Below are 12604 nucleotides of genomic sequence, written 5' to 3'. Positions count from 1 at the left end.
CCGCCTCCGCGGGCGGGCGCTGCGGGCCTGGCGGTCAGCTGAGCAGTGCGGCGATGTCCCGGGCCGCTTCCCGCGCGGGGCGGCCCACCCCGATGAGCGTGGCCGAGGCGGGCCCGGTCCAGTCGCCGTAGCCCAGTAGGTGCAGCCGAGGTTCCGCGACGGCGCGGGTCCCCTGGGTGGGGATGCGTCCGCGGCCCTCGCGCAGCGCGAGGGGCACCAGGTGCCGGCGTCGCTCTCCACCCGTAGCCGTGCGCCGTCCCGGCGCACTGCCGAGTAGCTCACCTGCCGGTCACCGCTGCCGTCGGCACACCGGCCTCGGCGCACGCCGGGCACAGCACGCTGCGCAGGGTGGCCTCGTCCCGTGGGCCCAGGGCGACGCCGTGGCTGACGGTGCGGTGCGCCAGGCGGGCGTGGTCACGGCAGACGGCGGCGCCGCATCCTTGGCACACGCCGACCGCGTCGGCGGTGCGGCCTGCGGTGTGGCATTCCAGGCAGTTCACGGGATCTACCTCCCGGAGGCGGAGACGGCCTGCTGCGTGGGGGCGAATTTCCGGCGCCAGGCCAGGGCCACGTAGACCAGGGCGATCAGGACGGGCACTTCGATGAGCGGGCCGACGACTCCGGAGAGTGCCTGACCCGAGGTGACGCCGAAGGTGGCGATGGCGACCGCGATGGCGAGTTCGAAGTTGTTGCCGGCCGCGGTGAAGGCGAGCGTGGCGGTGCGGTCGTAGGCCATTCCCAGGCCCTTGCCGAGGAGGAAGGTGCCGAAGAACATCACGGCGAAGTACGCCAGCAGGGGCAGCGCGATGCGGACGACCTCCAGCGGCTGGGAGGTGATCGTCTTCCCTTGCAGCGCGAAGAGGATGACGATCGTGAAGAGCAGGCCGTAGAGGGCCCAGGGGCCGATCTTGGGCAGGAACCGCTGCTCGTAGCCCTCGCGGCCCATCTTCTTCTCGCCGATGCGGCGGGTGAGGAAGCCGGCCAGCAGGGGGACGCCGAGGAAGACGATGACGTTCAGCGCGATGTGCCACATGGACACGTCGAGGCCCTGGCCGTTGCCGAGGTGGAGCAGGCGCGGCAGCAGGTCCAGGTAGAACCAGCCGAGCACGCCGAAGGTGATGACCTGGAAGACGGAGTTGAGGGCGACGAGGACGGCGGCGGCTTCGCGGTGGCCGCAGGCCAGGTCGTTCCAGATGATGACCATGGCGATGCAGCGGGCCAGGCCGACGATGATCAATCCGGTGCGGTATTCGGGCAGGTCCGGCAGGAAGATCCAGGCCAGCGCGAACATCACCGCGGGGCCGACGATCCAGTTGATGACCAGCGAGGACACCATCAGCTTCTTGTCGCCGGTGACGGTGTCGAGCTTGTCGTAGCGGACCTTCGCCAGGACCGGGTACATCATGACCAGCAGCCCGATGCCGATCGGCAGGGAGATCCCGCCGATCTCGACCTTCGCCAGGGCGTCGTTGAGGCCGGGGATCACCCGCCCCAGGCCGAGCCCGACGCCCATCGCGATGAGGATCCAGACGGCCAGGAAGCGGTCCAGGGTGGAGAGCTTGGCGACGACGGACGACTCTTCCGTCGTTTTTGCGGGGGCCTCGGCGGGGGGCATCAGCAGGGCCTCTTCCGATCGGCGGCGGTACGGGCCTGCTCGGCCAGCTCGGCGAACTGCCCGGCAAGGACGGCGATGACGTCCGGCCGGAGCTTGTAGTAGGTGAACCGGCCGCAGGGCTCGGTCTCCACCACGCCCGCCTCGCGCAGCACCCGCAGATGGTTGGAGAGGTTGGTCTGCTTCGCGCCGGTCTCCTCGACCAGGTGCGTGGTGCACAGCGTCTCGTGGGCGAGCAGATTCACGATCTTCAGCCTGAGCGGGTCGGCCAGCACCCGGATCAGGTCAGTGTCGACTGACGTCATCATGCACTGATATTCTCACATCAGTCAAGGCTGACGTCAGCGCTGACTGATGCGTCCTCGGTGCCGTTGCCCGCCGCCCCCTACAGAGGAGAACCCGTGCCCACCGCCCCGCTCGCCTCCGTCCTCTTCGTCTGCGTCCACAACGCCGGGCGCTCCCAGATGGCCGCCGCCTGGCTGAGCCACCTCGCCGGAGACCGCATCGAGGTCCGCTCGGCGGGCTCCGCCCCCAGCGAGGCCGTCAACCCCGCGGCCGTGGAGGCCATGCGCGAGGTCGGCATCGACATCTCCGCCGAGAAGCCGAAGATCCTCACCGCCGACGCCGTCCAGGAGTCGGACGTCTGCATCACCATGGGCTGCGGCGACGCCTGCCCGGTCTTCCCCGGCAAGCGGTACCTGGACTGGAAGCTGGACGACCCGGCCGGACAGGGCATCGAGGCGGTCCGCCCCATCCGCGACGAGATCAAGGCCCGCGTCGAGGCCCTGATCGCCGAGTTCGACGCGGCGGCGGCCGAGTGATCGACCTCCGCGACGCCCTCGTCATGGGTTCCGGTCCGGCCGGCTGCACCGCCGCCCTCTATACCGCCCGCGCCTGCCTCAAGCCGCTGGTCTTCGAGGGAGCGGTGGCTGCGGGCGGCGCGCCGATGACCACCACCGAGGCCGAGAACTTCCCCGGCTTCGCCGACGGCGTCCAGGACCCCGACCTCGCGGGAATCGTACGGATGTCACCGGCCGCGCGGGTCTGCGGGCACTCGGCGGCACGCCACTGGCCCGCGCCTGCCGCGATCAGCCTGCGGCCGTGATCAGCAACTTGCCCATCGCGGCCGGCACCGACGGCTCCACCCGGTAGTACACCCACGTCCCGCGCCGCTGGGAGGTCAGCAACCCGGCCTCCTTGAGCTTCTTCAGGTGGGGGCTGACCGTGGGCTGGGAGACGCCGACGTCGGAGATGTCGCACACGCACGCCTCGCCGCCCTCGTGCGAGGCGACGGCGGAGAACAGGCGCAGCCGGATCGGGTCACCGAGCGCCTTGAACATCGGCGCGGCCCCCTCGGCCTCCTCGGCCGTGAAGGGGCGCTCGGTCAGCGGCGGACAGCACGGCGCCACCACCGACCGGCCGCCTTCCGCATCGAGCTGCGGCATCGCCTGCGCGTTCGACACGCCTCTATGTTGACAAACATCGAAGTAAGAGTTCAGGGCCATGACCACCCCTGCGGCTACAGACGTGCCAGGTGAACGGCCAGGCGCCGGGCGATGCGGGGGCGGGCCGGCGGGGGCAGCCGAAACCCCCGGTGGCCGCGACCACGGCCCGCGCGCCCAGCTGGGACCCGTCCGCCAAGGTCAGCAGGAACCCGTCCCCGTCACCGCGGACTTCGTCGACGCGGTGGCCGGTGCGGATCCGTGCGTCCAGTCGGCGGGCGTAGCGCAGGAGGTGGTCGACCACCTCGCCCCGGTGCGGATACCGCTGCGGGTCGCCGCCGAAGGGCAGGCCGGGCAGCGAGCCGTACCGGGCCGGAGAGAAGAGGGTGAGGCTGTCGTAGTAGCGCGGCCACGACCCGGCCGACCACGTCGCCTACCGCGTCCCCGACCTCAACGACCCCGCCGTCCGCGCCCGTTACGCCGGCAGGCGCACGGCCGTCATCGGCTCGGGCGCCTCCGCCTTCACCGCCCTGGCCTACCTCGCCGACCTGGCCACGTCCGAGGACGGGGCCGGAACGAAGGCGGTGTGGATCCTGCGCCGGGGCATCTCCGGTGCCACCTTCGGCGGCGGCGCGGCCGACCAACTGCCCGCCCGCGGCGCCCTGGGCCTGGCGGCGAAGGCCGCCGTGGACGCCGGGCACACCGACGCCGTCACGGGCTTTCGCACCGAGCGCATCGAGCGGGACGGCGACGGGCGTCTGGTGCTGGTGGGCGAGGACGGGCGCCGGCTGGAGGCGGTGGACGAGGTGAGCGTGCTGACCGGCTTCCGCCCGGAGCTGTCCTTCCTCTCCGAGGTACGCCTGCACCTCGATGAGCGCCTGCAGGCACCCCTCGCGCCGGCCCCCCTGATCGACCCCAACCGGCACTCCTGCGGCACCGTCTACCCGCACGGCCACCGCGAACTGTCCCACCCCGAAGCCGGCATCTACCTGGTCGGCATGAAGTCCTACGGCCGCGCCCCCACCTTCCTGGCGATGACCGGCTACGAGCAGGTCCGCTCCATCGCCGCCGCCCTCGCCGGCGACACCCGAGCAGCCGACCGCGTCGAACTCACCCTGCCCGAGACCGGGGTGTGCGGCGGCGCCGGCCTCTTCGACACCCGTGAGGCCGACGAGGCACCTGCTACAGGCTGCTGCACCACCCCCGAACCCCAGCCCCTCCAGCTCACAGCACCGACCTCGGCCACCACTGAGGACACGCCCGCGGGCGGTTGCTGCGGCGTATGACCGAACACCCCGCGCGCGGGGCCGCGACACAGCCGGACTGCTCACGGCCCGGCCCCGCGTCGCCCTGCCGCCCCCTCAAGAGCAGCGCCACTCCAGGGCGATGCCGCCGTCCGGGATCCAGCCGTCCACCAAACCCTCTACGGCGCCCGCGAAGACGCCGAAGCCGGCTTCTCCCCGCTCGACCGCTCCCTGCGGAACCGCCGCATGATCGCCTTCGGCACCGAAGCACAAAGCCTCGCCATCCTCGGCTTCCCCCCGACCCAGAACGCCACCAGCGCAGCCCGCCACCGGGAAGACCCCACCCACACCGACACCCCCGCCGAATCAACGGCGCCCGACAACGAGCAGCGACCGCACCCCTCGCGATCATGAACTGAGCAGAGGCGCCCACCACACCCCACCCCTATCCGCTACCCTGTCTGGGGCCGCCACTCGTGGCGGTCCCCGCCCTTGCCGGGAACCGGATGAAGATCACTCAGAGTATTCATCCACGTTTTACGCAAGGCCCCGCCTCCGTAGCTCAGGGGATAGAGCACCGCTCTCCTAAAGCGGGTGTCGCAGGTTCGAATCCTGCCGGGGGCACGCGGCTTAAGGGTCAGTTGTGAGGGTTGGGTCCCTCGGGCTGGCCCTTTCGCGTGGTTGCGGTCGCCGACCGTGCATTGATGGAGGGGGCTCAACTCCGCGTTCCCGACGCCGGGTTCGGTTCAGTTGGTCGTCAGTGGGGTGTGGCGATGTTCGTGGACTGCGATGCGGGCGAGTTTTGTGAGCATCATGCCGTTGCGGATGGCGATGACGTAGTCGATGGGCAGGCCGTGCATGCGGGTGCCGGGGCCTCTGAGCGGGTGCCAGTCGAGGACGAAGAGGGTGTGCTCGCCCCAGGGGATCAGGCGCATGGCGATGCGGGCCGCGCCGAACGGGTCCGCCTTGGCCTCCAGTTCCAGGCGTTCTTGCGGTTCGCAGATGCGGACGACGCAGGTGTCTTCGAGGGTCAGGCAGCCGGCGCCGACCCTGACGCGCAGGCGGGCGCCCACTTCCGGCCAGTGTGGATCCGCGGCGAGGACGGCCTGGGTTCCCGTCACCCACTCCCCGTAGCGGTAGCCGTCGGACAGCAGGCGCCAGACGGTGGACGGCGGGCTCAGGATGAGTCGGCGGTTACGGGACATGTGAACACGCTCCTCGTGGGGCCGGCGGGGACCGAGGCGCCGGGGGTCAGAAGTCGACGGGGTCTCGGGTGAGGGGGCAGGTCATGCAGTGGCCGCCGCCGCGGCCTCGGCCGAGTTCGGCGCCGACGATGCTGATGACCTCCACTCCGGCCTTGCGGAGCAGGGTGTTGGTGGTGGTGTTGCGGTCGTAGGTGAACACGACGCCCGGTTCCACGGCGACGGCGTTGTTTCCGCTGTCCCACTGCTGGCGCTCGGAGGCGTAGAAGTCGCCTCCCGTTTCGACCACGCGGAGCGCGTCCAGGCCCAGTGCTTCGGCCACGACCTGGGTGAAGGGGGTGGTGCCCTCGTCGACGACGTCCAGGCCGGGGGCCCGGTCGCTGGGGTGGAGGGTGAAGGTGCGGATCGCGTCCATGATCGTGGGGTAGACGGTGACGATGTCGCGGTCGGCGAAGGTGAAGACGGTGTCCAGGTGCATGGCGGACCGGAGCCTGGGCATGCCGGCGACGATCACCCGCCGGGCCGCGCCACGGGCGAAGAGCGCGGCGGCGACCTGGGTGATCGCCTGGCGGGAGGTGCGTTCGCTCATGCCCATGAGGACGACGCCGTTGCCGACGGGCATGATGTCGCCGCCCTCGAAGGTGGCGTTGCCCCAGTCCGTTTCGGGGTCCCCCCACCACACGACCGAGCCGGCGTAGTCGGGATGGAAGGTGTAGACCGCCTTCATCAGCAGGGTCTCGTCGTGCCGGGCCGACCAGTACAGCGGGTTGAGGGTCAGGCCGCCGTAGAGCCAGCAGGTCGTGTCCCGGGTGTACAGGGTGTTCGGGAGCGGGGGCATCAGGTACTCGCGGGCGCCCTTGCCCTCGCGTGCCAGGGACAGATATCCGCTGCGGAAGTCCTCGGGCAGGTCGGCGGTGGCCAGGCCGCCGATCAGGTACTCGGCCAGTCGCCGGTGCGGCAGCGATTCCAGGAAGGCGCGGGTGCTCTCGACCAGGCCGAGGCCGACCTGGTTCGGGGTGATCTTGCGGTCCAGGAGCCAGTCGCGGGCGCCGGGCACGGCAAGGGTCTGCGCGAGCAGGTCGTGGAGTTCGACCACCTCGACGCCGCGGGCGCGGAGCTTGTTGACGAAGTCGGCGTGGTCGCGCTGGGCGTTCTCCACCCACAGCACGTCGTCGAAGAGCAGATCGCCGGCGTTGCTCGGGGTCAGCCGGCGGTGCGCCAGGCCGGGCGCGCAGACCAGCACCTTGCGCAGGCGGCCCACCTCGGAGTGCACGCCGTGGGTGCCGGGTGGGGCGGCTTCGTTCATGGGAGTGCTCCGTCCTGTGGCGAGGGGTGGGTGGTGCCGGGCCGGCGGATCTCCGGGAGGGCGCGAAGGGGTGTCACAGGTGGATCCAGCCGAGGGCGAGCGCGAGGACGCCGATGACCGCGCCGGCCACCGACACCGCGAAGATGACGACCTCGCGGCGGGAGAAGATCCGCCGGCCCTGTTCACGGCGCCCCATGGCGAACAGCACGGTCGCCGGCGCGTAGAGGAGGAACGACACCAGGACGAACTTCAGTCCGGCCGCGTAGAGGAGGAACGCGGTGTAGAGGGTGGCCAGTACTGCCACGACGAGGTCGCGTCGGGCTCCGGGCGCCGCGGGGCCGAGGCCGGCGGTGTGGCGTACGCAGTAGGCGGCGGCGAGCAGGTACGGGATCAACGACAGGGCGCTGGTCAGGTCCAGGGCGAAGTCGAACGCGTCACCGGAGAACAGCGTGATGACCAGGACGGCCTGGGAGAGGCAGGTGGTCAGCAGCAGCGCCGGTACGGGCACGTCGGCCGTGCTGACGCGGCTGAGGAAACGGGGCATGTCCTCGTCCTTGGCCGCGACGAACAGGACTTCCGCCGCCATCAGCGACCAGGCCAGATACGCGCCGAGCACCGAGACGATCAGGCCGACGCTGACGAACGCCTTGCCCCACGTGCCGACGGCGGCTTCCAGGACGCCTGCCATGGAGGGCTGTGGCAGCTGGGCGAGCTGCTCCATCGGCAGGATGCCGTAGGAGACGATCGTCACCGACGCGAAGAGGGCGAAGACGCTCAGGAAGCCGAGCACCGTCGCCCGGCCCACGTCCGCGCGCCGCTTGGCGTGCCGGGAGTACACGTTGGCGCCCTCGACGCCGAGGAACACGAAGACGGTCACCAGCATGGTGCCGCGGACCTGCGCGAAGAGGGATCCGGCGTGTGCCGCTCCGTGGATGTTGTCGGCGAAGACCTGGGGCCTGAGGAAGAACAGCGCCAGGATCACGAAGACCAGGATGGGGACGAGCTTGGCCACGGTGACGATCCGGTTGATCACCGTCGCCTCCTTCACGCCGCGCCTGATCAGGAGGAAGAAACCCCACAGGCCCACCGAGGAGAGGACCACGGCGAGCACGGTGTCGCCGCCGCCCAGGGCCGGCGCGATCTGCCCGAGCGTCGACATGATCAGCACCCAGTAGGTGACGTTGCCGACGCAGGCGCTCGCCCAGTAGCCGAAGGCGGAGAAGAAGCCGAGGTACTCGCCGAACCCCGCCTTCGCATAGGCGTAGACACCGGCGTCGAGGTCGGGGCGCCGCACGGCCAGCGTCTGGAACACGAAGGCCAGCATCAGCATGCCGAACCCGGCGATCACCCACGAGATCACCGCTCCCAGGACGCCGCTCTCCTGGGCGAACCGGCGCGGCAGCGAGAACACCCCCGCCCCCACCATCGAGCCCACGACCAGCGCGGTCAGGGTCGGGAGGGACACCTTCACGCCGCGCGGAGCCGTTACGGGCGCCCCGGCCCCTTCCGTGTCCTCGCCATGTGCCACGCGCCGAAAAGTATCAGCGAAATGTTCGCTTTGATGGGATTGCAGCATTAATGGCGGAATGCCGGAGAGTGGCGGCGCCGCTACCGCCGCGTGGGCGGGCGGGGAGTTATCCACAGGGTCGGCGGGGGACCGGGTGGAACTCGTAGGCTTTCGGGGTGGTTCCGGCGGACGTGGGAGTGGTCGTGGGCGTGGACGAAGCGGGTGCAGAGGACGTGGCGGGCGTGGCCGAGGTGGCGGGCGCGCAGGAGGGTGTCTTGGTGAGCGAGGCGGTGCAGGTGCTGCGCCGGGTGTTCGGGTATGACGCGTTCCGCGGGGATCAGCAGGAGATCATCGAGCATGTCGTCGGGGGCGGGGACGCGGTCGTCCTGATGCCCACCGGCGGCGGCAAGTCGCTGTGCTACCAGATCCCCTCGCTGGTGCGGCCGGGCGTCGGGGTGGTCGTCTCGCCGCTGATCGCGCTGATGCAGGACCAGGTCGACGCGCTGCGGGCGCTGGGGGTGCGGGCCGGGTTCCTCAACTCGACGCAGGATCTTGAGGAGCGGCGGCTGGTCGAGGCCGAGTTCCTGGCCGGGGAGCTGGATCTGCTGTATCTGGCGCCGGAGCGACTGCGGGTCGAGCAGACGGTGCAGTTGCTGGACCGGGGGAAGATCTCGCTCTTCGCGATCGACGAGGCGCACTGTGTGGCGCAGTGGGGCCACGACTTCCGGCCGGACTACCTGGCGCTGTCGATGCTGCACGACCGCTGGCCGGACGTGCCGCGGATCGCGCTGACCGCGACGGCGACGAAGGCGACGCACGGCGAGATCACCTCCCGGCTGCGGATGGACGGGGCCCGGCACTTCGTGTCCAGCTTCGACCGGCCCAACATCCAGTACCGGATCGCGGCGAAGAGCGAGCCCAAGCGGCAGCTGCTGGAGCTGCTGCGCAGCGAGCACGCCGGCGATGCGGGGATCGTCTACTGCCTGTCCCGGGCCTCGGTGGAGAAGACCGCCCAGTTCCTGGTCGACAACGGGATCGACGCGGTCCCGTACCACGCGGGGCTGGACGCCCGGGTGCGCGCGGCGAACCAGTCGCGGTTCCTGCGGGAGGACGGGCTGGTCGTGGTCGCCACCATCGCGTTCGGGATGGGCATCGACAAGCCCGATGTGCGGTTCGTGGCCCATCTGGACCTGCCGAAGTCGGTGGAGGGGTACTACCAGGAGACCGGCCGGGCCGGGCGGGACGGCCAGCCGTCCACGGCCTGGCTGGCGTACGGCCTCCAGGACGTGGTGCAGCAGCGGAAGATGATCGACGGGTCGGAGGGGGACGACGCGCACCGGCGCCGGCTGTCCGCCCACCTGGAAGCGATGCTGGCGCTCTGCGAGACGGTGGAGTGCCGGCGGGTGCAGCTGCTGGCGTACTTCGGCCAGGACAGCGGCCCGTGCGGGAACTGCGACACCTGCCTCACGCCGCCGCAGACCTGGGACGGGACGGTGCCCGGGCAGAAGCTGCTGTCGACGGTGGTGCGGTTGCAGCGCGAGCGGGGGCAGAAGTTCGGCGCGGGCCAGATCATCGACATCCTGATGGGCCGGAAGACCGCCAAGGTCATCCAGTTCGACCACGATGCGCTGAGCGTCTTCGGGATCGGCGAGGATCTGCGCGAGGCCGAATGGCGGGGCGTGGTGCGGCAGTTGCTCGCCCAGGGGCTGCTGGCCGTGGAGGGGGAGTACGGGACGCTGGTCCTCACCGAGGCCAGTGGCGCGGTGCTGCGCGGGCAGCGCCAGGTGCCGATGCGGCGGGAGCCGGAGAAGCCGGCCCGGGCGGCCAGGGCGAAGGCCAAGGGCAAGCGGGCGCCGGTGGATCTGCCGGAGGAGGCGCTGCCGGTCTTCGAGACGCTGCGCACCTGGCGGGGCCGCACGGCCAAGGAGCAGGGCGTCCCGGCGTATGTGATCTTCCATGACGCGACGCTGCGGGAGATCGCGGTGACGGCCCCGACGTCCATCACCGCACTGGGCTCGATCAACGGGGTGGGCGAGAGCAAGCTCGCCAAGTACGGGGAGCAGATCCTGGAGGTGCTGGCCGGACGGGGCGAGACCGAGGCGGCGGGAGCCGGGGAGGCGGCGCCGGGAGCGGCGGGCTCGGCGCCGGGGGAGCAGGGAGCGGCCGGGGCGGCTGCGGCGGCTCCGGACGGGGACGAGGAGGTGCTGCCGGAGCCGCCGGACGACATCGACTGGTGAGGACTCCGCGACGCCTACGGGCCGGCGGCCGGGCCCGCAGGGGAATGCGGCGGGAACGTCAGGACGGCGGAGGCGCCCCCGTCGGGGGCGTTGCCGAAGTGCAGGCCGATGCCGAGGACGGTGGCCTGGCCGACGGCGATGGTCAGGCCCAGGCCATGGCCCTTGCCCCGGTCCGGGGCGCCGGTGCGGAAGCGTTGCGGGCCGTGCTGGAGCAGGGCGTCGGGGAAGCCGGGGCCGTGGTCGCGGACCTCGACGGTGGGGGTGCCGCCGGGCGGCGCGACGACGGTGACGACGACCGGGGGCCGGCCGTGCCGGTGGGCGTTGAGGACGAGGTTGGCGAGGATGCGGTCCAGGCGACGGCGGTCCGTTTCGACGACCGTGTCGGCGAGGACGCGCACCTCGGTGTCGAGGCCGGTGGCCCGCACGGAGCGTTCGACCAGCGGGCCGAGTTCATAGGCGGCGAGGTCGGCGCGCTCGGCGCCGGAGTCCAGCCGGGAGATCTCCAACAGGTCCTCGGTGAGCCGGTGCAGGGCGCGCAACCGGTCGTTGATCATCTCCTTGGGGCGGCCCTCGGGGAGGAGCGCGGCGGAGGCGAGGATGCCGGTGAGCGGGGTGCGCAGTTCGTGCGCGACGTCGGCGGTGAAGCGCTGTTCGGCCTCCAGGCGGCCCTGGAGGGTGGCGGCCATGGAGTCCAGCGCGGCCGCCACGGCTGCCACCTCGTCACCGGCCGCCGGCTCACCGCCCCGCAGCCGTCCGGCGGCGTCGCCGACCCTGGCGTCGAGGTCGCCGGCGCTGATCCGGCGGGCGACGGCCGCCGTGCTGGTCAGCCGACGGCTGATGCGCCGGGCCAGGAAGAGACCGGCGAGGGCGACGGCCGCAGCGGCGAGGACGGCCGAGCCGAGGATCGCGGTGTCGAACTTGTCCAGGGTCCAGCGGGTGTTCCCGTACGGCGACCAGACGGCCATGATCTGGCTGCCGGCCGGCGCCGCCGCCCACATCACCGGCTGTCCGTGATGGCTGCCGACCATGCTGCCGCGCCGCCCCTTGCGGACCAATTCCCGGAGCTCCTCAGGGAGTTCGGGCGGGTCGAGGACGGAGTTGATGCCTTCGCGCGAGGTGCCGTACTCGAAGAGGTCCAGTGCGACGTCGAGGTCGGCATGGGTCTGCTTGCGGACCTGGCCGACGGTCTGGCGGGCCACCGCGTTGTGGACGAGCACCCCGAGGACGGCGGCGACCGCGCAGCACACCGCGGTCACGGTCAGCGCGATCTTCCAGCGGAGGGAGACGGCGGGGCGGGGGCGCCTCATGGGGGACTCCCCGTCGGCGCGGGGGACGGCGAGGAGGGCCTGGGCCTGCGGACCAGGTCCAGGGTGAGGTCCCACAGGTCCATGGTGCGGCCGTCCCAGACGTAGTCGGTCACGCTGACGTAGCGCGGGTCGTTGGTGGGTTCGCGGACCGCGAGGTGGCCGGCGGCGAGTTCGACGCCGGCGAGCACGGCACGCAGCGCGAGGATCCGGGTGACCACGCCGTCCCGGACGGTGTAGACGCGCAGTTCGCTGGTGCGGCGGTCGAGGTCGACGACGGCGATCAGATCGGGCTTGCCGTCGTCGGTGAGGTCGTGGAGCGCCGGGCGGCGCACCGATTCGGGCCGGGGCGGGGCGTGCCCGGAGGAGGTGAAGTCGGCGTCGAGGACGGCGAGCGGGTCGACGTCGGTCATATCGCCGCTGGGGACGCGCGGGAGGGCGGGGAGCGGCTTGAGGGCGGTGGGGTTCTCGCTCTCGCGCAGCGGGGCGGGCGCATACTCCGGCCAGAGCTCCAGGGGGGCGTTCACCCGGCGGGCCCGGCCCTCGTCCTTGAGGCCCTCGGGGCTCGCGCAGCCGGCGAGGAGGGACAGGGGCAGGAGCAGAGCCAGGGCGGCCAGGGCCAGGGGGTGCCCGAGGGGTCGGCGTCGCGGGCCCATGCCGGACCCGCGGGCGGGCCCTGGCGGCGCCGCGCGGGCACAGGGAACGGGGGCCGGGGCGTGGGGGCGGGCGGCCGACGCGCCCCCACCGAGG

Annotated in this window: 13 protein-coding genes, 1 tRNA gene and 3 pseudogenes; 6 read left to right on the top strand and 11 right to left on the bottom strand. The window is 71.8% G+C overall.

What is annotated here, in order from left to right:
- Window positions 1-34: 34 nt before the first annotated feature.
- From ACIQE0_RS13615 to ACIQE0_RS13600, 4 genes and pseudogenes are all read right to left on the bottom strand, one after another.
- A pseudogene (locus tag ACIQE0_RS13615) lies at window positions 35-223 on the bottom strand (pyridine nucleotide-disulfide oxidoreductase); the annotation flags it as partial.
- 55 nt (window positions 224-278) lie between these two features.
- Window positions 279-500 (bottom strand): DUF2180 family protein, encoded by a 222-nt coding sequence (locus ACIQE0_RS13610; protein ID WP_366329921.1) that lies wholly within the window; start codon window positions 498-500, stop codon window positions 279-281.
- 5 nt (window positions 501-505) lie between these two features.
- Entirely contained in the window at window positions 506-1615 is a 1110-nt protein-coding gene (arsB, locus tag ACIQE0_RS13605; RefSeq protein WP_402331311.1) for an ACR3 family arsenite efflux transporter, read from the bottom strand.
- Window positions 1615-1920 carry a metalloregulator ArsR/SmtB family transcription factor gene (locus ACIQE0_RS13600; RefSeq protein WP_366329919.1) on the bottom strand — a complete coding sequence of 102 codons (306 nt, stop codon included), beginning with the start codon at window positions 1918-1920 and terminating at the stop codon, window positions 1615-1617. Before ACIQE0_RS13600 ends, arsB begins: the two co-directional genes overlap by 1 nt.
- Window positions 1921-2013: 93 nt before the next feature.
- Here ACIQE0_RS13600 and ACIQE0_RS13595 point away from each other — a divergent pair, with 93 nt between their 5' ends.
- Together ACIQE0_RS13595 and ACIQE0_RS13590 are read left to right on the top strand one after the other, a co-directional pair.
- Complete coding sequence (locus ACIQE0_RS13595; RefSeq protein WP_366329918.1) at window positions 2014-2433, top strand: arsenate reductase ArsC; 420 nt, start codon at window positions 2014-2016, stop codon at window positions 2431-2433.
- 23 nt (window positions 2434-2456) lie between these two features.
- Window positions 2457-2636, top strand: a pseudogene (locus tag ACIQE0_RS13590) (thioredoxin-disulfide reductase); the annotation flags it as partial.
- 64 nt (window positions 2637-2700) lie between these two features.
- Here ACIQE0_RS13590 and ACIQE0_RS13585 read toward each other — a convergent pair.
- Together ACIQE0_RS13585 and ACIQE0_RS13580 are read right to left on the bottom strand one after the other, a co-directional pair.
- Window positions 2701-3075 carry a metalloregulator ArsR/SmtB family transcription factor gene (locus tag ACIQE0_RS13585; protein ID WP_366329917.1) on the bottom strand — a complete coding sequence of 125 codons (375 nt, stop codon included), beginning with the start codon at window positions 3073-3075 and terminating at the stop codon, window positions 2701-2703.
- Between the two features lie 4 nt (window positions 3076-3079).
- The gene (locus ACIQE0_RS13580) at window positions 3080-3358 is read right to left on the bottom strand and encodes an FAD-dependent oxidoreductase (protein WP_402331308.1); all 279 of its coding nucleotides are present in this window, start codon (window positions 3356-3358) and stop codon (window positions 3080-3082) included.
- Between the two features lie 115 nt (window positions 3359-3473).
- Here ACIQE0_RS13580 and ACIQE0_RS13575 point away from each other — a divergent pair.
- From ACIQE0_RS13575 to ACIQE0_RS13565, 3 genes and pseudogenes are all read left to right on the top strand, one after another.
- Window positions 3474-4340, top strand: a pseudogene (locus tag ACIQE0_RS13575) (flavoprotein); the annotation flags it as partial.
- Window positions 4341-4544: 204 nt separating this feature from the next.
- On the top strand, window positions 4545-4712 hold the full coding sequence (locus ACIQE0_RS13570) for a hypothetical protein (RefSeq protein WP_366329915.1): 168 nt from the start codon (window positions 4545-4547) through the stop codon (window positions 4710-4712).
- 137 nt (window positions 4713-4849) lie between these two features.
- Window positions 4850-4922 (top strand) — tRNA-Arg (locus tag ACIQE0_RS13565).
- A gap of 122 nt (window positions 4923-5044) precedes the next feature.
- On the opposite strand, the gene ACIQE0_RS13560 is transcribed toward ACIQE0_RS13565, so the two are convergent.
- From ACIQE0_RS13560 to ACIQE0_RS13550, 3 genes are all read right to left on the bottom strand, one after another.
- Entirely contained in the window at window positions 5045-5503 is a 459-nt protein-coding gene (locus ACIQE0_RS13560; RefSeq protein WP_366329914.1) for an SRPBCC family protein, read from the bottom strand.
- Between the two features lie 46 nt (window positions 5504-5549).
- Window positions 5550-6806: an arginine deiminase gene (locus ACIQE0_RS13555; protein WP_402331305.1), complete on the bottom strand. Its 1257-nt coding sequence runs from the start codon at window positions 6804-6806 to the stop codon at window positions 5550-5552.
- A gap of 73 nt (window positions 6807-6879) precedes the next feature.
- Entirely contained in the window at window positions 6880-8334 is a 1455-nt protein-coding gene (locus tag ACIQE0_RS13550; RefSeq protein ID WP_402331304.1) for a basic amino acid/polyamine antiporter, read from the bottom strand.
- A 212-nt stretch (window positions 8335-8546) separates the two neighbouring features.
- Between ACIQE0_RS13550 and recQ the strand changes: the two genes are divergently transcribed.
- The gene (recQ, locus tag ACIQE0_RS13545) at window positions 8547-10550 is read left to right on the top strand and encodes a DNA helicase RecQ (protein ID WP_402331569.1); all 2004 of its coding nucleotides are present in this window, start codon (window positions 8547-8549) and stop codon (window positions 10548-10550) included.
- 14 nt (window positions 10551-10564) lie between these two features.
- On the opposite strand, the gene ACIQE0_RS13540 is transcribed toward recQ, so the two are convergent.
- The gene (locus ACIQE0_RS13540) at window positions 10565-11857 is read right to left on the bottom strand and encodes a HAMP domain-containing sensor histidine kinase (protein WP_366329911.1); all 1293 of its coding nucleotides are present in this window, start codon (window positions 11855-11857) and stop codon (window positions 10565-10567) included.
- Window positions 11854-12510 (bottom strand): hypothetical protein, encoded by a 657-nt coding sequence (locus ACIQE0_RS13535; protein ID WP_366329910.1) that lies wholly within the window; start codon window positions 12508-12510, stop codon window positions 11854-11856. Before ACIQE0_RS13535 ends, ACIQE0_RS13540 begins: the two co-directional genes overlap by 4 nt.
- Window positions 12511-12604: the final 94 nt, after the last annotated feature.

The organism is Streptomyces sp. NPDC093097 (assembly GCF_044754325.1).
In the GTDB taxonomy this organism is placed as follows: domain Bacteria; phylum Actinomycetota; class Actinomycetes; order Streptomycetales; family Streptomycetaceae; genus Streptomyces.
This window is presented reverse-complemented; position numbering and strand designations above follow the sequence as displayed.

Coding starts and splice junctions, on each gene's coding strand:
- arsB (WP_402331311.1), bottom strand. CDS start 1,615: ATGCCCCCCGCCGAGGCCCCCGCAAAAACGACGGAAGAGTCGTCCGTC.
- ACIQE0_RS13600 (WP_366329919.1), bottom strand. CDS start 1,920: ATGATGACGTCAGTCGACACTGACCTGATCCGGGTGCTGGCCGACCCG.
- ACIQE0_RS13570 (WP_366329915.1), top strand. CDS start 4,545: ATGATCGCCTTCGGCACCGAAGCACAAAGCCTCGCCATCCTCGGCTTC.
- ACIQE0_RS13560 (WP_366329914.1), bottom strand. CDS start 5,503: ATGTCCCGTAACCGCCGACTCATCCTGAGCCCGCCGTCCACCGTCTGG.
- ACIQE0_RS13555 (WP_402331305.1), bottom strand. CDS start 6,806: ATGAACGAAGCCGCCCCACCCGGCACCCACGGCGTGCACTCCGAGGTG.
- ACIQE0_RS13540 (WP_366329911.1), bottom strand. CDS start 11,857: ATGAGGCGCCCCCGCCCCGCCGTCTCCCTCCGCTGGAAGATCGCGCTG.
- ACIQE0_RS13535 (WP_366329910.1), bottom strand. CDS start 12,510: ATGGGCCCGCGACGCCGACCCCTCGGGCACCCCCTGGCCCTGGCCGCC.